18 protein-coding genes are annotated in these 18,793 nt (G+C 73.6%); 7 read left to right on the top strand and 11 right to left on the bottom strand.

Translation table 11 applies throughout. The features are described 5' to 3' along the window. Positions 1 to 7: 7 nt before the first annotated feature. The 9 genes from OG710_RS26800 to OG710_RS26760 form a co-directional block, all read right to left on the bottom strand. On the bottom strand, positions 8 to 1,348 hold the full coding sequence (locus tag OG710_RS26800) for a 6-phospho-beta-glucosidase (RefSeq protein ID WP_330241620.1): 1,341 nt from the start codon (positions 1,346 to 1,348) through the stop codon (positions 8 to 10). 95 nt (positions 1,349 to 1,443) lie between these two features. Then, entirely contained in the window at positions 1,444 to 3,024 is a 1,581-nt protein-coding gene (locus OG710_RS26795) for a cytochrome P450 (RefSeq protein ID WP_330241619.1), read from the bottom strand. A 90-nt stretch (positions 3,025 to 3,114) separates the two neighbouring features. Further along, on the bottom strand, positions 3,115 to 3,729 hold the full coding sequence (locus tag OG710_RS26790) for a GTP-binding protein (RefSeq protein ID WP_330241618.1): 615 nt from the start codon (positions 3,727 to 3,729) through the stop codon (positions 3,115 to 3,117). Beyond that, entirely contained in the window at positions 3,710 to 4,081 is a 372-nt protein-coding gene (locus OG710_RS26785) for a DUF742 domain-containing protein (protein ID WP_111339232.1), read from the bottom strand. The genes OG710_RS26790 and OG710_RS26785 overlap by 20 nt, the downstream gene beginning before the upstream one ends. Next, on the bottom strand, positions 4,078 to 4,485 hold the full coding sequence (locus OG710_RS26780; RefSeq protein WP_330241617.1) for a roadblock/LC7 domain-containing protein: 408 nt from the start codon (positions 4,483 to 4,485) through the stop codon (positions 4,078 to 4,080). The genes OG710_RS26785 and OG710_RS26780 overlap by 4 nt, the downstream gene beginning before the upstream one ends. Further along, positions 4,482 to 6,104, bottom strand: coding sequence for a sensor histidine kinase (locus OG710_RS26775; protein WP_330241616.1), 1,623 nt, complete (start codon positions 6,102 to 6,104; stop codon positions 4,482 to 4,484). The genes OG710_RS26780 and OG710_RS26775 overlap by 4 nt, the downstream gene beginning before the upstream one ends. Before the next feature lie 343 nt (positions 6,105 to 6,447). Beyond that, a complete protein-coding gene (locus OG710_RS26770) occupies positions 6,448 to 6,954 on the bottom strand; it encodes a MarR family winged helix-turn-helix transcriptional regulator (protein ID WP_330241615.1) in 507 nt (168 codons plus the stop codon). Then, complete coding sequence (locus tag OG710_RS26765; protein ID WP_330241614.1) at positions 6,951 to 8,627, bottom strand: FUSC family protein; 1,677 nt, start codon at positions 8,625 to 8,627, stop codon at positions 6,951 to 6,953. The genes OG710_RS26770 and OG710_RS26765 overlap by 4 nt, the downstream gene beginning before the upstream one ends. Positions 8,628 to 8,737: 110 nt before the next feature. Next, positions 8,738 to 9,562, bottom strand: a complete 825-nt coding sequence (locus OG710_RS26760) for a phospholipid scramblase-related protein (protein ID WP_330241613.1) — start codon at positions 9,560 to 9,562, stop codon at positions 8,738 to 8,740. A gap of 126 nt (positions 9,563 to 9,688) precedes the next feature. Here OG710_RS26760 and OG710_RS26755 point away from each other — a divergent pair, with 126 nt between their 5' ends. From OG710_RS26755 to OG710_RS26740, 4 genes are all read left to right on the top strand, one after another. After that, positions 9,689 to 10,105, top strand: coding sequence for a hypothetical protein (locus OG710_RS26755; protein ID WP_330241612.1), 417 nt, complete (start codon positions 9,689 to 9,691; stop codon positions 10,103 to 10,105). Positions 10,106 to 10,201: 96 nt separating this feature from the next. Then, entirely contained in the window at positions 10,202 to 10,852 is a 651-nt protein-coding gene (locus OG710_RS26750; protein WP_330241611.1) for a DUF3105 domain-containing protein, read from the top strand. Continuing rightward, positions 10,849 to 11,499 carry a DUF305 domain-containing protein gene (locus OG710_RS26745; RefSeq protein ID WP_330241610.1) on the top strand — a complete coding sequence of 217 codons (651 nt, stop codon included), beginning with the start codon at positions 10,849 to 10,851 and terminating at the stop codon, positions 11,497 to 11,499. The genes OG710_RS26750 and OG710_RS26745 overlap by 4 nt, the downstream gene beginning before the upstream one ends. A 90-nt stretch (positions 11,500 to 11,589) precedes the next feature. Beyond that, the gene (locus OG710_RS26740) at positions 11,590 to 12,828 is read left to right on the top strand and encodes an ROK family protein (protein ID WP_330241609.1); all 1,239 of its coding nucleotides are present in this window, start codon (positions 11,590 to 11,592) and stop codon (positions 12,826 to 12,828) included. 67 nt (positions 12,829 to 12,895) lie between these two features. Here the strand turns inward: OG710_RS26740 and xylA are convergent, their stop codons facing one another. Then, positions 12,896 to 14,065, bottom strand: coding sequence for a xylose isomerase (xylA, locus tag OG710_RS26735; protein ID WP_330241608.1), 1,170 nt, complete (start codon positions 14,063 to 14,065; stop codon positions 12,896 to 12,898). Positions 14,066 to 14,294: 229 nt separating this feature from the next. Here xylA and xylB point away from each other — a divergent pair, with 229 nt between their 5' ends. From xylB to OG710_RS26720, 3 genes are all read left to right on the top strand, one after another. Then, on the top strand, positions 14,295 to 15,785 hold the full coding sequence (gene xylB / locus OG710_RS26730; RefSeq protein WP_330241607.1) for a xylulokinase: 1,491 nt from the start codon (positions 14,295 to 14,297) through the stop codon (positions 15,783 to 15,785). Positions 15,786 to 15,903: 118 nt separating this feature from the next. After that, positions 15,904 to 17,169: a VWA domain-containing protein gene (locus OG710_RS26725; RefSeq protein WP_330241606.1), complete on the top strand. Its 1,266-nt coding sequence runs from the start codon at positions 15,904 to 15,906 to the stop codon at positions 17,167 to 17,169. Continuing rightward, positions 17,169 to 18,002, top strand: a complete 834-nt coding sequence (locus OG710_RS26720; protein WP_330241605.1) for a hypothetical protein — start codon at positions 17,169 to 17,171, stop codon at positions 18,000 to 18,002. Before OG710_RS26725 ends, OG710_RS26720 begins: the two co-directional genes overlap by 1 nt. 133 nt (positions 18,003 to 18,135) lie before the next feature. Here the strand turns inward: OG710_RS26720 and OG710_RS26715 are convergent, their stop codons facing one another. Beyond that, positions 18,136 to 18,705 (bottom strand): TetR/AcrR family transcriptional regulator, encoded by a 570-nt coding sequence (locus OG710_RS26715; protein ID WP_330241604.1) that lies wholly within the window; start codon positions 18,703 to 18,705, stop codon positions 18,136 to 18,138. Positions 18,706 to 18,793: the final 88 nt, after the last annotated feature.

The raw sequence follows: 18,793 nt of genomic DNA, 5'->3' as shown, positions 1-18,793 counted from the left end.
CCGAGTGCTACGCCAGGTACGCCAGTCCGGGATGCGCCTTCGTGTAGCCGTCCACCAGGCGGCGGGCGACGGAGACCGAGTCGACCAGCGGGTGCAGGGCGAACGCCCGGACGGCGTCCGCGCGCGACGCGCTCGCCGCCGCGTCGAGCACCGCGCGCTCGACGGCCTTCACCGAGGTGACCAGGCCCACCGCGTGGTAGGGCAGCGGGTCCGCGGCGAGGGGCCGGGCGCCGTTGGCGTCCACCAGGCAGGGCGCCTCGATCACGGCGTCCGCGTCCAGCACGGCCAGGGTGGCGCGGTTGCGGACGTTGAGGATCAGGGTGGCCTGCTCGTCACGGGCGATCGCGCGCATCAGGGCGAGCGCGACCTGTTCGTAGCCGCCGGTGTCCAGATCGCTCTTCTCGCGCTCGCCGGCGCCGGCCACCTCCCGGTTCTCCGACATGTAGGTGGCCTCGCGCTCGGCGCGGGTGCGGTCCCAGGTGGCCAGGGCGGGGGTCGCCGGGTCCTTCATCCGGCCGTAGAAGCCCTCCTGCTGCTCGCGCAGGAAGGCGCCCCGGGTCTGCGCGGCCTCCTGGTAGGCGCGGACGGCCTCGCGGTTGAAGTAGTAGTAGTGCAGGTATTCGTTGGGGATCGAGCCCAGGGAGCGCAGCCAGTCGGGGCCGAACAGCCGGCCCTCCTCGAAGGAGCCCAGCAGTCCGGGGTCGGCGAGCAGGCGCGGGAGTTCGTCCCGGCCCGCGACGTACAGCCCGCGTACCCAGCCGAGGTGGTTGAGGCCGATGTAGTCGATCCGGGCCAGGTCCGGATCGGCGCCCAGGACACGGGCGATGCGGCGGCCGAGGCCGACCGGTGAGTCGCAGATGCCGATGACGCGGTCGCCGAGGTGGCGGGACATCGCCTCGGTGACCAGTCCGGCCGGGTTGGTGAAGTTGATGACCCAGGCGTCCGGGGCGAGCCGGGCGATGCGCCGCGCCAGGTCGACGGCGACGGGCACGGTGCGCAGCCCGTACGCGATGCCGCCGGCACCGACCGTCTCCTGCCCGAGTACGCCCTCGTCCAGGGCGACCCGTTCGTCGGCGGCCCGGCCCGCGAGGCCACCGACGCGGATCGCGGAGAAGACGAAGTCGGCGCCGCGCAGGGCCTCGTCCAGGTCGGTGGTGGCGCGGACGGCCGGCGCGTCCGGGATGCCCGCGGCCTGTTCGGCGAGGACCCGTGCGACGGCGGTGAGCCGGTCGGTGTCCGTGTCGTAGAGGGTGACGGCCGACACGCGGCCCTCGGCGTGGTCGGCGAGCAGCGCCCCGTACACCAGAGGGACCCGGAATCCGCCGCCGCCCAGAATTGTCAGCTTCACGCTTCCGCATGGTACGTGGCACGGGCGCGGGGCGGCCCGGTGACGAAGGGCCGGAGCCTCCGTCCACCGGGCCGCCCCGAAGGTGCGGCCGGGTCTCAGTCGCCGTTCCACCAGCGGGAGACGACGCTCCAGAGCCGGGCGGGCGCGCCGGGCTTGCGCTGGCGCGGGACCAGGCCGGCGGCGTTCTCGCCCGCCGCGCCGGTCACGTCCGCCGAGCCGTCGACGGTGGCGGTCGCGCCGGACGGGCCGGAGCGGGCGGGGGCGTGGGCCTGGTCGGAGGGCAGGTGGGCCCGGACCGGGGTCGGGGCGGCGTGCCGTACGGCGGACTGGACCTCCCAGTCCCGGCGGGCGGCGGTGGGCTTGCCCATGGACGGCGGCCGGCGGTCGTCCTGCGGGGCGCGGGCCGCGAATTCGGCGGGGAGTTCGGCCAGGTGACGGCTGACCAGGTTGCCGACCCAGCGCAGTTCGCTCTCCTCGACCGCGAGTTCGAGGTCGGGCAGGCGCATCAGCAGCGCCTCGACGCCGACGTCGGCGATGGCGCGCCCGATGTCCTGGCCGGGGCACTCGTGGGGGCCGCCGCTGAACGCGAGGTGGGCGCGGTTGCCCGCCATGTCGGCCTTGAGGTCGGGACGTACCACCGGGTCGGTGTTGGCCGCCGTGATGCCGACGATCAGCGCGTCGCCGGCCTTGATGTGCTGGCCGCCCAGTTCCGTGTCGCCGACCGCCCAGCGGCCCAGGATCGCGGCGAACGGCGGCTCGTCCCACAGGGTCTGCTCGACCGCCTCGGGCACGGTCATGTGGCCGCCGCTGAGCCGGGAGCGGAAGCGGGGGTCGGTGAGGACCATGCGCAGCACGTTGGCGATCAGGTTGGTGGTCGTCTCGTAGGAGACGATGAGCATGAGCCGCAGATGCTCGGCCACCTCCTTGTCGTTCATGGCGGCGGGGTGTTCGACGAGCCAGGTGGCGAAGTCGTCGGCGGGCTCGCGGCGGCGGCGCTCCACGAGGCGGCTCAGCACGTCCACCATGTAGGCGTTGCTCTGGACGGCGGTGGCGGTGCCCTTGATCATGTCACGGGCGGCCTGCACCATCCGGTCGTTGGACTCCTCCGGCATCCCGAGGACGGCGCACATGACCATCATGGGCAGCCGTTCGGCGAACTCGGCGACGAGGTCGGTGCGGCCCTCCCGGCAGAAGCCGTTGACGAGCCGGTTGCTGTAGCGGTTGATGTGGCGCCGGACGCCGCGGGTGTCGATGCGGGCGATGGAGTCGGTGAGGGCGCCGCGCTGGCGCTCGTGGGTGGCGCCGTCCGCGAAGGCGCAGATCGGCTGCCAGGCGACCTGCGGGGCGAGCGGGTGGTCGGGGGCGATGGTGCCGTCCTGCAGCGCCCACCAGTGGCGGGAGTCACGGGAGAACTGCGAGGGCGTACGGGTCATGTGCAGGTTCTCGCTGTGGCCGAGGACCAGCCAGGCGGGCACGTCGCCGTGCAGCAGGACGGGGGCCACCGTGCCGTGTTCGGCGCGCAGCTTCTCGTACAGGCCGTGCGGGTCCTGTTCGGCCTCGGGGCCGTACATCCGGCGCAGTCCGCCGGGGCCGACGCCCAGGCCGTGGGCCGGGCATTCGGGGGGCGGGACCGGCGCGGTGTCCTGGCCGTGCTCGTAGGGGAAGGGGCTTGTCACGATCGCTCCAGGAGTCCGGCCGCGGGGCCGGACGGTCGGGGGCGCGGTGGGGGAACGCGCGGGACGGGTTCGGGAGGGTGCGCGGGCGGGTCAGGCGCGTGGGAGGGCCAGACTGTGCAGGTAGCGCATCAGGGTCATCAGCACATCGCGGCTGGAGACGCGCAGCCGGGCGTCGCAGTCGATTATCGGGACCTCGTCCGGGAGGTCCAGGGCACTGCGCAGCGCTTCGACGGGGTGCTTCGGGGCGTCGGGGAAGCTGTTGATGGCGACGACGAACGGCACGCCGCGCTCCTCCAGGCGTCCGATGACGTCGAAGCTGACTTCGAGCCGCCGGGTGTCGATGAGGACGACGGCGCCGAGGGCGCCCTCGAACAGGCCGTTCCAGAGGAACCAGAACCGCTCCTGGCCGGGGGTGCCGAAGAGGTAGAGGATCAGCTCGTCGCTGATGCTGATCCGGCCGAAGTCCATGGCGACGGTGGTGGCGGTCTTGCTCTCCACCCCGTAGTTGTCGTCGACGCCGATCCCGGCCTGCGTCATGGTCTCTTCGGTGGTCAGCGGCCGGATCTCGCTGACCGAGCCGACCATGGTCGTCTTGCCGGCCCCGAACCCCCCGACGATCACGACCTTCACCGCGGCGGTGGCCGTGGTGGGCAGGACGTCCTCGCTGCGGGGGCCCGTGATCGTGTCAGAGTTTCTGAAGTCCATGCATCACCGCTTCGAGGAGGGACCGGTCCGGGAGGGTCGCGCGCACGATCGGCGCGCGCGATTCGATCAGTCCGGTGGCGAGGAGTTCGGTGAGGAGCGAGGTCACCACGCTGAACGGGAGGCTGAGGTAGGCGGAGAGTTCCGCGACGGATAACGGGGCCTGGCAGAGCCGCAGGATCACGGCCTGCTCGGGCTGGACGGTCGGGGACGGCTCGGACTTCGAGACGATCATCGTGACCAGGTCGAGCGCGGCCCGCTCTCCGTCGTCGGGATCGCCGGTGATGACGTAGAGCCGTTCCGGATCGCTCAGCGCCGGGTCCGCCTTCCGGCGTTCTCTTCGGGGAGACTTCATCCGGGCTGCCCGTCGTGGCGGGGCGGGCTCGTGAGATGGCCGCCGATGCGGGCGACCATGTCGCGCATCCGCGCGCCGACGTGTCCGGCGTCCACCGTCTCCCCGGCGAGCACCGCGAGGTAGGCGCCGGTGCCCGCTGCCATCAGGTAGAAGAAGCCGCCGGTGACCTCGATGACGACGAGCCGCATCCGGCCGTCGCTGTACGGGATCTCGGTGGCGACGGCCGCCGCCAGGCTCTGCAGTCCGGCGCACGCCGCCGCGAGCCGGTCGGCGACGTCGGGGTCGCCGCCGTGCTGGGCGATGCGCAGGCCGTCCGCCGAGAGGACGACGATCTGGTGGATGTCCGGGACGTCGTCGGCGAGCTCCTTGAGCATCCAGTCCATGTTGCCGCGCTGCTGGATCACTGCTGATCTCCCTTGTCCCACGCGTCGTCAGGGGCGTCGTCCGCCCCGGGCTCCTGGGGCACGCCGTTGGCGGCCTTGGTGAACGCCTCCAGCCAGATGCCGGGAGGCGGTTCCGTGCTGTTGCCCCCCTGGGCGGGGCCGTGGCCGTAGCCGTGGCCGTTGGTGCGGCCGGCCATGGGGTCGGCGGCCTGGGCGGGGAGGTTGTGCGAACCCAGCGGGGCGCGGCCCCGGCTGCGGCGCTGCGGGAGGCCGCCCGCGGTCCATTCGGTGACGACGGGCACGTCGTCCTCCAGGGCGGCGGTGGGGGCGGCCGGCCTGGTGTCGGAGACGACCGGGCCGGTGGCGGGGCGGGCGGCGACCGCGGGCTTGGGCTTGCGCCGCTTGCCACGCGGCGGCACGACGTGCTGCAGGTCGGAGAGGTCGATGTCGCTGGTGGGCCGCGAGGTGGCGCCGATGCCGTGGGCGATGCCGGGCGCCGGGCCGGTGGTGACCATGGCGCGGGGCACGATGAGCACCGCGCGGACACCGCCGTACGCGGACTGGCGCAGCGAGACCTGGAGGTCGTACATCCGGGCGAGGCGCCCGACGACGGCCATGCCGAGGCGCGGGGCCTCGCCGAGGTCGTTCATGCTGGAGCCTGCCTGGGCCCTGGCGAGCATGTTCTCGGCGCGGGCGCGGGCCTCCTCGCTGAGGCTGACGCCGCCGTCCTCGATCTCGATGGCGATGCCGGTCTGCACCTCGACCGCGGTGACGTGCACCCGGGTCTGCGGCGGCGAGTAGCGGGTGGCGTTGTCGAGGAGTTCGGCGCAGGCGTGGATGAGCGGTTCGACCGCGGTGCCGATGATGGCGACCTTGGCGATCGAGTGCAGATCGATGCGCGGGTACTCCAGGATGCGCGACATGGCGCCGCGCAGCACGCTGAACAGCGGTACGGGCTTGGGCCACTGGCGGCTGGGGCGGGCGCCGCCGAGCACGGCGATGGAGTCGGCGAGCCGGCCGATCAGCGCGGTGCCGTGGTCGATGCGGAGCAGGTCGTCGAAGACGTCGGGGTTGCGCCCGTGGTGCTCCTCCATCTCCCGCAGCTCACTGGCCTGTCGGTTGACGATCGCCTGGACGCGGCGGGCGACGTTGACGAAGGCGCGCTGCGCCGAGTCGCGGGTCGCCTCCTCGTTGTCGATGATGTCGAGGACCGTGTAGACGAGGGAGCGCTGCGGGTCGGAGAGGTGGCGGTAGACCGGGTCGGCGTCGACCACGTCGCGCAGCACCTCGTCGGGCGAGTTGCCCACGCGCAAACGGTGGATGGCGGCCGGCAGCAGCTCCTTGCTGATGCGTACGGTCTCCTCGTCGTGGTCGGCGATGCGCCGTTCCAGGGCGGTGAGACGCCGCTGGTACTCGGCGTTGCGGCGGCGGATCGTGCGGCCCCGGCGGGCGATCTCCACGGCGAGCGCGGCGACGACGACGGTGGCGAAGACTCCGCACCAGACGACTGGTATCCGCGCGGGCTCGGCGACCAGCGCCGCGGCGGCGGTGGTCGCTCCCGCCATCACGACGACGGGTAGCAACAGGGCGCGGGCGACGGGGGCTTCCCGTCCGGCCGGCGGTGATTCAACACGGGCCATCTGAACCTCTGGCGGTTGATTCGGGCTGTATTCCGGAGATTCGGCGCTTGTGTGCATGAAGGGAACAAGCACGCGAATTCATCTCAACTCGGTTGCACAGCGCGTGAGCTTAGTCAGATCGAATCAGTGCTTTCGCACATTCCTCCAACCCCCTGCGCGAGCGCTCCAGCGGTAATACACTCACGAGTTTTTACACGCACCGCCTTCACGCGTGTGCGGGGAGTGACGGCACGGAAGAACACGGAAGAATCGCCCCGCGACGCGCTCAAAGGGCACATGTGATCGAAGGGGCTCTTACGGGTGATGCGGCGGCCGGGCGTCCACGGCGGGCGCCCGGCCGGGGTCAGCGGCGGGCGCCGCCGATGCGTCCCTCCAGCTGGACCAGCAGCTCGCTGAGCTGAGCGCTCAGCCGGTCGCGGGACTCGGCGTCGAGGCCGGAGAGCACCGCGCGCTCGTACGCGAGCTGCTGCGGCAGCAGCCCGTCGACCAGGGCGCGCCCCTCGTCGGTGAGGCCCACGTACGTCACCCTGCGGTCGCGTTCGTCGCCGCGCCGGGCGAGCAGTCCGCGTTCCTGGAGGACCTTGAGCCGCTTGGTGACGGCGGCCCCGGAGGAGAAGGTCTCCCTGGCCAGCTCGCCGGGGGTCAGTTCACGGTCGGTACGGCGTACGGCCCCGAGCAGGTCGAACTCGGCGCGGTTCAGCCCGGCCGCCCGCAGCGGGGCGTCCTCGGCCTGCTGGAGGAGGGCGGAGCACCGGTTGATGCGGCCGATCAGCTCCATGGGTCCGGTGTCCAGCTCCGGGTTGACGGCGCGCCACTGCCGGACCACCGAGGCCACGATGTCGTCGGTCACACCGCTCCGTTCTCCTGGGCGGGGACGAGCAGCCCCTGCCGTTTCGCTGTCGCGGCGAGCGTACGGTGTCCGTCCCGCTCGGCCGCGAGCACCGCCTCCCGGGGCAGGTCCGGCTGCCACCACTCCCCGGCCGCGGTGTCGTCGGCCTCGCGCAGTTCGACCAGGGAGCCGGTGAGCCGGCGGCGGGCGGCGTCCAGCGCGGCGGGGGCGGGTTCGGGTGCGGCGAGGGTCCGCGCGGCGTGGTCGCGGGCGTGCTCGGCGGCGGCGAGGGCGCGCTCGACGCGGCCGGTGGCACGGCGGTTGGTGACCAGGACGGCGGCGAGGAAGCCGACCGCGGCGCCGATGACGGTGTCCAGGACCCGGTCGCCGATCAGTTCGCCGGCCGGGTGGGTGCCCGCGTACTCCAGGACGAGCAGGGCCATCGGGGTCACGGCGACGGAGCCGAGCCAGTAGTTGCGGGTGATCAGCGCCTCGGCGGCGAACGCGAAGAGGAGGCAGAAGCCGATGAGGGCGAGCGGGGCGGTCCGGGCGGCCGGCAGGACGGCCGCGAAGACGAGCACGCCGATGAGGTTGCCGAGGGTGCGCTGGAGCGTGCGGTTCCAGGAGAGCGTGACGTTGGCCTGGTAGAGCGAGGCGGCCGTGACGATGGCCCAGTAGGGGCGGCCGACGCCCGCGGCGGAGCAGACGTATCCGGCCAGGGCACAGCCGACGAGGGTACGGGCGGCGACCGGGAGCAGCGGGGAGCCGGGGGCGAGGGCGCGCGTCAGGGTGCGCGGGAGTCCGGTGCGGGCGGCGCGTTCGGTGTCGAGGCCGAGGAGTTCGGCGGTGGTGCCGGTGGTGGCCGGCGGGGTGGGCACGGGGCCGCGGGCGCGGGTCTGCCGGGCCCAAGCGCGCAGCCGGCCGGCGTCGGCGGGGTCGGGCGCGGCGGTCAGGGCGGTGGTCTCGGCGTGGACGACCAGGCGTTCCAGGGCGCGGCGGGCCGGGGTGGGGCGGCCGGCCGCGACGAGGGTCTGCCAGGCGGCGTGGACGGCGGTGACGGCGGCGCGCCGGGTGGCGTGGCCGGGGGCGGCGGCGTGCGCGGCGGCGGCGTCCAGGGCGCGGGCGGTGGCGCGGCGTTCGGGGCCGTCGCGGCGGACGAGGGCGGGGGCGACGACGGCGACGAGCCAGGCGACCGCCCCGGCGCCGAGGGTCAGGGCGAGGTGGCCGGGGACCTGGGCGAGCGTCTGGGGGGAGAAGAGGGCGGCGGAGCTGACGAAGGTGAGGATCACCGGTCCGGGCGGGCCGATGCGGGTCGCGTCGCAGAGCAGTTTCTGCCCGGCGGCCAGGAGCGCGCCGACGGCGATGAGCAGGGCGGTCGACGTGGTGAGCGAGGCGACGACGAGGGCGGCGGCGAGCCCGGCGGTCATGCCGAGGACGACACCGGCGACGGTCCGGGCGCGGCGCGCGTAGGGGAGGTGGTGGCCGTAGAGCGCGCAGAGCGAGCCCGCCATCGTGTACATCACCAGGTCGAGCCGGTCGACGGCGAGCAGCGCCAGGTTGGGTATCGCGGTGGCCACGACCACGCTGGTGGCGGGCTTGAACCACATGTCGGAGGGCCGGGCCAGGCGCAGCGGGCCGGTCAGCGGCAGCTTGCGGACGGCGGGCCTGCGGGACCTGGCGGTTGTCTCACTCACCCATACACGTTAACAGGTATTACACCCGTAAAACACTTGGCCGGAACGGGCCGCCCGTGACGGGCCGTCCGGGCCGGTCCCGCGTCGGCACCGGCGCGGCCCGGAGCGGGTCAGCCGAGGCCGCGGGCGTCCTGCTTGAGCGCGGTGTCCACGGTCAGGGCGGCCGCCACCACCAGACTCAGCAGCGGCTCGGGGAGCCGGTAGTGGATCTGGAGGACGTAGTTGTCCGCCGTCGTGAACAGCGTCTTGGCGAGGCCCTCCCAGGTCTTGGTGATCCGGGCGACCTCGGCGTCGTTGTGGTCCACGATCGCGAAGTTCCAGGCGCGCCAGTTCTCGGCCTTGATGGCGCCGATCTGCTGCCCGCCGGCCATGACGGCGAAGTTGATCTTGCCGATGGCGTTCTGCTGGACGATCTCGCCGACCGGCCGGCCGTCGGGGCGCTGCACGACGACCCGGGACTTGATGAACTTCGCCGGCCGGGTCAGCAGCAGTTGCGGCTGCCCCTGGGCGTCGCGGATCTCGAGGCGGTGGGTGAGGTACTGGTCGATGCTGGTGAGGAAGCGCAGCACCTTGCGCATGGCGCCCTGGCCGACCTGTACGACCGACCCGATGGTGGTGCCGTGCTGGTCGAAGACGCTGTACTCGTTCGTCAGCTCGATCAGCTTGGCCTTCTGGTTCACGACCAGGACCTGCTGTTCGAAGAGCGCGCCGCCGGGAGCGCCGCCCTGCGGGTGCGGGGCGCCCTGCGGCGGGACGGCGGCCGGCTGCTGCGGCACCTGCCCCTGCGCGGGGGCCTGCGGCCGCGCGGGGGCCCCGCCGCCCTCGGCCGGGTGCGTGTGGTCGGTCCACCGGGAGCCGTCCCAGTAACGCAGCAGCTGGGGGGCGCCGTGCGGATCGGGATACCAGCCCGCAGATACGTTCGAGTGCGTGGTCACCGGGGCACACTATCTCGCCATGGCCGAAATCGAACCTTCCGTCCGCCGATCCACAGGTTCACCGGCCCCGTGCCTGTCCGCTCCCGCACTGCTTGAAAGTTCAACGCGCCACGTACGATGTGCGGCATGAGCAGGCTGAGCGCGGGAGCGAAGGGGCTGCGCGGCACCGGTGCGCCGGCCGCGCTCGCCTGGCTGTTCATCCTGGTGGCCCTCGCCGCCTGCTGCTCCCCGCAGTCCGGCCGGCACCACCCGGGCCCCGAGCCCAGGGTCTGGTCGGCCGCCGCGCCGGCGGACTTCTCCGGGGTGCGCGCCGTGGTGGCCGACTCCCCCGGCAGCCGGGGCGTGGGCGACTCCTGCCACGGCACCTCGAAGCCCTCGGCGCCCGTCCTGCTGCCCGGCCAGCCGGCCCCGGCAGGGGTGCCCTCGGCCGCCGTGACGACGCTTCCGGCCCAGCCGCTGACCGGCGGCCGGTCGATCCGGGGCCCCTCGAACGACGCGGTCGGCGAGGTGGACCCCCTACGCCTTCAGGTTCAGCGGATCTAGGACGGCCGGGGATCTCCCGTACCCGTTTCCGGGGCGGCGGCTCCCCCATGCCGTACGCAGTGCCCCCACCGATCCGCTGAACCGAAGGACCCCGTCATGGCTTCCGCCGAGAACAAGAAGAACAACGCCGCCGCCCGCCGCGCCAAGCTGGAGGAGGCCCGCCGCCAGGAGCGCGCCCGCGAGCGCCGCGCCCGCATCCTCACCATCGGGGCCAGCGTCCTGGCGGTCGTCGGCCTCGTCGCCGGCGGCGGCTATCTGATGAACGCCGCCGACGAGCAGGACAAGGAGGAGGCCGCCGTGGTGGCGTCGGACGTGGACGGCGAGAAGAGCTGGGACAAGCTCACCCAGAACCATGTCGAGAAGACCGTCGACTACCCGATGAACCCGCCGGTCGGCGGCGACCACAACCCGGTGTGGATGAACTGCAACGGTGATGTGTACACCGAGGCGATACCGAAGGAGAACGCCGTCCACTCGCTGGAGCACGGCGCGGTCTGGGTGACGTACACCGGCAAGGCGAAGCCCGCCGATGTGAAGAAGCTGAACGAGCGCGTCGCGTCCACGCCCTACTCTCTGATGAGCCCGATCGAGGACCAGGCGGCACCGCTGATGCTCAGCGCCTGGGGCAAGCAGCTCACCGTCAAGAGCGCCGACGACCCGCGGGTGGCGCAGTTCTTCACCAAGTACGTGCAGGGCGCGCAGACCCCCGAGCCGGGCGCCGCCTGCACGGGAGGGATCGCCAAGTGACGTCCGCCCCCCGCACCTCGCGGCTCCTGCTGCTGGCCGGCGGTGCCGTACTGCTGCTGGCGCTGGTGCTCATCGCGCTGACGCTCGCCCGGCCCTCGACGTCGGCGCCCGCCGCGTCCGCCGCGGCGTCCGCACCGGCGGAGTCCTCGGCCGATGTGGGGTTCGCGCGCGACATGGCGGTCCACCACCAGCAGGCGGTCGAGATGTCGTTCATCGTCCGGGACCGCACCTCGGACGAGGCAGTGCGCCGGCTCGCGTTCGACATCATCAACACCCAGGCCAATCAGCGCGGCATGCTGCTCGGGTGGCTGGAGATGTGGGGGCGGGCCAAGAGTTCCCCCGGAGCGCCGATGGCGTGGATGGGGCACACCTTCACCCCCGGCGGTGACGGGGCGCTGATGCCCGGCATGGCGACCGACGCCCAGCTGGACGCCCTGCGCAAGGCCGAGGGCAGAAAGGCGGAGGTGCTCTTCCTCCGGCTGATGACCGCCCACCACAAGGCCGGTGCCGACATGGCGGCCGCGGCGGCCTCGTCGGCGGGGACCGAGGAGATCCGGAACCTGGCCGACGGCATGGTCCGGGGCCAGCAGTCGGAGATCGCGCTCATGGCGGACATGCTCAAGGAGCGGGGGGCGTCCGCCTCCTGAGACGGGACCGGGCCCCGTCGCGCGGCGGGGCCCGGTTTGCCCGGATCGGGACCGTACTGACGTACGGAATCGCATAGGCTCAGGACCGATATGAAGAGCAACCTCACACCGCTGGGGCCCAAGGCCGACAAGGACACCGTCCGGCGCAGCAATCTGAGCCTCGTGCTGCGGGCCGTCCGCGACGAGGGCGAGGGGGAGGCGACCCGGGCCGGGGTCGCCGCACGCGTGGGGCTGACCCGTGCCGCCGTGTCCTCGCTGGTCGAGCAGCTGCTGGAGAGCGGCTTCCTGACCGAGTCCGGCAAGACGTTCAGCGGTCAGGCCGGCCGTCCCGGCACCGCGCTGAAGACGGCCCGCACCGGACCGGCCGGGCTCGGGGTCGAGGTCAACATCGACTACGTCTCGGTGTGCGTCGTGGACCTGGCCGGCACCGGCCGGGTCCGGCTCACCGAACACCTGGACAACCGGGGCACCCCGCCCGCCGAGGTTCTGGCGCGGGCGGCCCGGATCGCCGCGCGCACCCTGGACTCGGCGCGGGAGCAGGAGCTGTACCCGGTCGGTGTGGCCCTGGCGCTGCCGGGCCTGGTCTCCGGCGGCGCGGTCCGCCAGGCGCCGAACCTGGGCTGGAACCAGGTGCCGGCCGAGGAGCTGTTCGCCGCCGCGCTGACCGCCGAGCATCCGGGCCACCCGGCGCTGCCGGTCCGCTCGGAGAACGAGGCGAACCTCGCGGCCCTGGCCGAGCTGTGGTTCGGCGGCCTGGAACGCATCCGCACCTTCCTGTACCTCACGGGCGAGATCGGCGTGGGCGGTGCGGTCGTCATCGACGGCGAGCTGCTGCGCGGGGCGCACGGCTTCGCGGGTGAGATCGGGCACGTCGTGGTGGACGCGCAGGGGCCCCGGTGCCGGTGCGGTTCGCGCGGCTGCCTGGAGCAGTACGCGGGACAGGCGGCGCTGCTGCGGGCGGCCGGGATCGACGGGGCCGGCGGTCTGGCCGTCACGGAGCTGGAGAAGCGGGTCCGGGCGGGCGACGAGCGGGCCGTCGCGGCGGTCGCGGAGGCCGGCCGGATGCTGGGCCGGGTGCTGTCGGGGGCGGTCAATCTGCTGGACCCGGACGCGGTGGTGCTCGGCGGGATCTACCGGAACCTGATGCCGTGGCTGTCGCCGCCCGCCGGTGAGGAGCTGGGCCGGGTGGTGTCCGGGCTCTGGTCGCCCGGCGGGGGCCGGCTGCGCGCGTCGTCGGTGGCGGGGGACGCGGCGCGGGGCGCGGCGGCGCTGGTCATGACGGACGTGCTGGCCGACCCGGTGGCGTACGCGCGTCCGGCGATGGCCTGAGAGCCGCGAAACGCGGGAGGGGGCGGACGCGTCGTGCGTCCGCCCCCTCCCCCGGTGCGCCGCCGGGTCAGCGGACGCCGAGCAGGTGGTCCATCGCGAGCTGGTCCAGGACCTCGAACGCCATGCCGCGCGCGGCGGCCGCGTCCACGTCGAACTCCTCGAAGGCGGAGCGGTCGGCGAGCAGGCCGGCCACGCCGTCCTCGGCGGTGCGCTGCGCCAGCTCGTCGAGACGGGCGGCGCGCAGGGCCTCCCGGACGGCCGGGTCGGCGCGGAAGGCGGCGGCGCGCTCCTTGAGGATGAGGTAGTTGCGCATGCAGCCGGCGGCGGAGGCCCAGACGCCGTCGTAGTCCTCGGTGCGCGGAGGCTTGAAGTCGAAGTGGCGCGGGCCGGTGTAGTCGGAGCTCTCCAGCAGGTCGACCAGCCAGAACGCCTGGCGCAGGTCGCCGGCGCCGAAGCGCAGGTCCTGGTCGTACTTGATGCCGGACTGGCCGTTGAGGTCGATGTGGAAGAGCTTGCCCGCCCACAGGGCCTGCGCGATGCCGTGCGGGAAGTTGAGGCCGGCCATCTGCTCGTGCCCGACCTCCGGGTTGACGCCGACCAGCTCGGGGCGCTCCAGGCGCTCGATGAAGGCGAGGGCGTGGCCGATGGTGGGCAGGAGGATGTCGCCGCGCGGCTCGTTGGGCTTGGGCTCGATGGCGAACTTCAGGTCGTAGCCCTGCTCGGTGACGTAGTCGCCCAGCAGGTCGAACGCCTCCTTCATGCGGTCGAGCGCGACCCGGACGTCCTTGGCGGCGCCGGACTCGGAGCCTTCCCGGCCGCCCCAGGCGACGTAGGTGGTGGCGCCCAGCTCGACGGCGAGGTCGATGTTGCGCATGGTCTTGCGCAGGGCGTAGCGGCGGACGTCGCGGTCGTTGGCGGTGAAGGCGCCGTCCTTGAAGACGGGGTGCGTGAAGAGGTTGGTCGTGGCCATGGGGACGACCAGTCCGGCCGTGTCGAGCGCCTGGCGGAAGCGCTTGACGACGGCCTCGCGCTCGGTGTCCGAGGAGCCGAACGGGATCAGGTCGTCGTCGTGGAAGGTCACGCCGTACGCGCCGAGCTCGGCGAGGCGCTTGACGGAGTCGACCGGGTCGATCGCGGTGCGCGTGGCGTCGCCGAAGGGGTCGCGGCCCTGCCAGCCCACGGTCCACAGACCGAAGGTGAACTTGTCCTCGGGGGTCGGTGCGAAGCGTTCCGTCATGGTGGTGCCGCCTTCGGGGCCAGGGGTCCGCAGCCGGTCGGGCGGTCGAACCTCAATTTGTTCACTGTCATGACTAATCATGCACGGACAGCCCGTGCGACGTAAAGCCCCGAGACCCGGAACCTTCCCGCACACCGGACACGAAGGAGGAACCTCCCCTGTTCCGGAGCGGTTCGATCACGTAATTTGTTTTCCACACGATCAAATACGTCAGTGAATGAGGTCAGCCATGCCGCCGCATACCGTCGTCATCGGTGTGGACAGCTCCACCCAGTCCACCAAGGCGGCGTTCGTCGACACCGCCACCGGCCGGCTGCTCGCCGTAGGCCGCGCCCCGCACGTGGTCACCGGCGAGGGCGGGGCGCGCGAGAGCGACCCCGAGGTCTGGTGGCGGGCCCTGTGCGACGCGGTCGCCGCCGGGCTGAAGGAGTCCGGCGCCGCCCCGGCCGACGTGGTGGGCATCGCGGTCGCGGGCCAGCAGCACGGTCTGGTCGTCCTGGACGCGCAGGGCCGTCCGCTGCGCCCGGCCCTGCTGTGGAACGACACCCGGTCCGCCCCGCAGGCCGCCGCCCTGACCGCCGCGCTCGGCGGCGCCGACGCCTGGACGGCGCGCACCGGGTCCGTCCCGGTGGCCGCGATGACCGCGTCGAAGTGGCAGTGGCTGCGGGAGAACGAGCCGGAGACCGCGCGGGCGGCCGCCGCCGTGCGCCTGCCCCACGACTTCCTGACCGAGCGGCTCTCCGGCCGGGCCGTCACCGATCCGGGCGACGCGTCGGGCACCTGCTGGTACTCCACCGCGACCGGCGCCTACGACCCCGGGCTGCTGGAGCTGATCGGGCTGGACGCGGCGCTGCTGCCCGAGGTGGCGCCGAGCGGCGCGGCCCGCGTCGGCGGGCTGACGGAGCGGGCCGCCGAGGCGCTCGGGCTGCCCGCCGGGATCGCGGTCGCGGCGGGCACCGGGGACAACATGAGCGCCGCCGTGGGGCTCGGCCTGGGCGGGGCCGGGCTGCTGGACCACCCGGTGCTGAGCCTGGGTACCTCGGGCACGGTCTTCGCCGCGTCCCGGACCCGCCCGGCCTCCGCCGCGCTCTCCGGGTTCGCGGCGGCGGACGGTACGTATCTGCCGCTGGCCTGCACCCTGAACTGCACGCTCGCCGTGGACAAGGTCGCCGCCCTGTTCGGCCTGGACCGCGACGACGCGGAGCCGGGCGGCGAGGCGGTGCTGCTGCCCTACCTGGACGGCGAGCGCACCCCGGACCTGCCCACCGCCGCCGGTCTCCTCACCGGGCTGCGGCACGACACCACCCCGCGGCAACTGCTCGGAGCCGCCTACGAGGGCGCGGTGGTGACCGTGCTGCGGGCGCTCGACGAGCTGCTGCGGGCCTGCGGGCTCGACCCGGCCGATCCGGAGGTGGCGGCCCGGCCGCTGCGGCTGATCGGCGGCGGCGCGCAGGGCCGCGTCTGGGTGGAGACCGTACGGCGGCTCTCCGGAAGGCCGGTGATCGTGCCGGGCGCCGGGGAGCTGGTGGCGCTCGGGGCAGCGGCGCTCGCGGCGTCGGCGGCCACCGGCGCGGACGCGGTGGCGGTCGCGGCGGGCTGGGACACCGGCGCCGATCTCCTGCTGGAGGCGGTGGAGCGGGATCTGACGGCGTGGGACCGGATCGGCTCCGTGCTGGAGCGGGCGGCCGGGCCGCTGCTCGGCGGGGACCGTACCGGCTGACCGGCCGTCATGGGCCGCCGTGCGCGCGCGGGAGCGCGTACGGCGGCACCGGCCGTTCCGGGCCGGGGCGCCAACCAGCCGTTTTGGTTAGCGAACTGATGTTCACTACTATCCGGCGATGATCATAAGAAGAAGGCTGACGGTCGGGGTGGGCATTCTGCTCGCCACCCTGACCGCCGGGCTCGGCACGGCGCTGCCCGCCGCGGCCGACGAAACCCCCACGAATGCCTCGCCCAAGGTCGAGCTGGTCCTGGACGTCAGCGGCTCCATGCGGACCCGCGACATCGACGGCAAGTCCCGGATGAGCGCGGCGAAGCAGGCGTTCAACGAGGTGCTGGACGCGGTGCCGGAGCAGGTGCAGCTCGGCATCCGCACCCTCGGCGCCGACTATCCGGGCGACGACCGCAAGGTGGGCTGCAAGGACACCCGGCAGCTCTACCCGGTCGGCCCGCTGGACCGCACCGAGGCGAAGACCGCCGTCGCGACGCTCGCCCCCACCGGCTGGACCCCGATCGGCCCCGCGCTGCTCGGCGCCGCCGACGACCTGGAGGGCGGCGACTCCACCCGCCGGATCGTCCTCATCAGCGACGGCGAGGACACCTGCGGCCCGCTCGACCCCTGCGAGGTCGCCCGCGACATCGCGGCGCGCGGCATCCACCTGGTCATCGACACCCTCGGCCTGGTACCCAACGCGAAGATCCGCCAGCAGCTGACCTGCATCGCCGAGGCCACCGGCGGCACCTACACGGCCGTCCAGCACACCGACGAACTCTCCAGCCGCGTCAAGCAGCTGGTGGACCGCGCGGCGGAGCCCGTCGTCACCCCGGTCGCCACCAAGGGCGCCGACAGCTGCACGGACGCGCCCGAGCTGAAGCCCGGCCTCTACACCGACCGCGAGAAGTTCGCCGAGCACCGCTGGTACAAGGTCGAGGTGCTGCCCGGCCAGGAACTGCGCGCCTCGGTCAGCGTCTTCGCCGACCGCGCCGTCAACAACGACTACGGGATGCTGCTGCGCGCGGTGACCGTGCATGGCCGGGAGATCGTCCGGGGCTCCGAGTCCGGGACCGGGCGCACCGACGCCATCTCCTCCGGGCTGCGCTACCCCAAGGCCGAACTGGACGACGACGAGCAGACCCCCGAGACCGTCTGCCTCCAGGTCAGCAACTCCTTCTCGGCGCCCGCCTCGGTGAAGACCTCCCCCGGCATGCCGATCGAGCTGACCGTCGACCTGGTGGACGGCCCCGACACGGCCTCGGACGTGGCCGCCTTCGGGCTGGGCCATGGCTGGTGGCTGCTGGGCCTGCTCACCCTGACCGGCCTGATCGTGGGTCTCCTCTTCGGCTGGATCTCGCGCTGGCGCATCGCTGTCTGGAGGACCAACTGATGTCCCGTACGAGACGCGTGCTCGCGGGCGCGCTGCTGACCGGCCTGACCCTGCTCACCGGGGCGTCGGCCGCTTCCGCCGACGACGCGACGGCGAGCCCGAGCCCCTCCGGCGAGGAGTCCGGCCCCACCGAGGCGGGTACCACCTTCCGTACCGCCACGGCGATCCGGCAGGGCGAGACCGCCACCGCCGACGCCTCCACCGGCGACTACCTGTACTGGGTCTTCCCGGCCGACGCCGGGCAGCGCGCCACGGTGAAGGCGAAGGTCACCCTGCCCGAGAGCGCCACCCGGCACGGGGCGCAGACCTGGCAGGTCGACGTGTACGACGGACTGCGCCGCCGCCAGGCGTGCATGTACGGCAAGCAGACCGGCACCGCGGCGGCCGACGCCGCGACGGTCGAGCTGACCTGTGTGCTGCGGACCGTCCGGGCCCTGGCGGAGCCGTGGGCCAACGACCCGCTGCCGGGCAGCTACTACGTCCGTCTCACGGTCGTCGGGCTCCCCCAGGCGGACCTGGGTCTGCCGGTGCGCACCGAGGTGGAGGTCGGCTCCAAGGACCAGGGCGGCTCCGTCGATGTGGACGGCAGCCTGTCGAAGCCGCTGGTGCCCGGCGTCTCCGCGGCCGGGCAGGCGTCGGACGACGGTACGGACGCCTCTCCCCGGCCGGCCGCGATGGCCGCGGAGCCGGAGGACGGCTGGTCGTCGGGCTGGTGGACCAGCCGCTGGCTGTGGACGGCGGGCGGCGGGGTGCTCGCCGCGCTGGCGGGCGTCTTCGGCTACTCGCTGACCCGTGGCCGGGGCCGCCCGTCCCACGTGCCGCCGGGCGTCTGACGCCGGGCACGGCCGGCACGGCGAGCACCACGAGCACGGCCGGCACAGCGAGCACCGGATGCGCCGGGGCCGGGCGGGTCCGCACCCGCCCGGCCCCGGCCGCGTTCCGGGGTGCTCCGCGAACCGCGCGGGGTCAGGGGGCGGGCCAGTTCCGCAGGAGGGCGTCCAGGGCGTCCAGGGAGCGGGTCCAGGACTCCTGCGAGTCGGGGGCGCTGTGGCTGAACCCGCCCCGCGCCTCCAGGCTGACGAAGCCGTGGAAGACGCTGCCCAGGAGCCGCACGGCGTGGGTCTCGTCCGGTTCGCTCAGGTGGTAGCCGCGCAGGATGGCGCGGGTCATGAGGGCGTGCCGGCCGCCGGCACTCGCGGCCGCCGCCTCCGGGTCGAGTTCGATCTGGGCCGCGGCGTAGCGGCCGGGGTGCTCGCGGGCGTAGTCCCGGTACACGTCGGCGAAGGCGCGCAGGGCGTCCTTGCCGGCCCGGCCCGCGAGGGCGGCGGCGCACCGGTCGGCCAGTTCCTCCAGGGCGAGCAGGGCGATCCTGGTCCGCAGGTCCCGGGAGTTCTTCAGGTGCGAGTAGAGGCTCGCCACCGTGACGTCGAACCGCCGGGCGAGCGCCGAGACGGTCACCCGCTCGAAGCCGACCTCGTCGGCCAGTTCGGCGCCCGCCCTGGTCAGACGTTCCGCGGTCAGGCCCGCGCGCACCATGGTCGCCTCCTCGTCCGGTGACGGCCATCATGCGCCCGCCCGAGAGATCGGGCCAAACCCCGGGAGGAGCGGGGCGGCGGGGGACCCC

Origin of the sequence: Streptomyces sp. NBC_00525 (genome assembly GCF_036346595.1) — a bacterium.
Taxonomy (GTDB): Bacteria; Actinomycetota; Actinomycetes; order Streptomycetales; family Streptomycetaceae; genus Streptomyces.
This window is presented reverse-complemented; position numbering and strand designations above follow the sequence as displayed.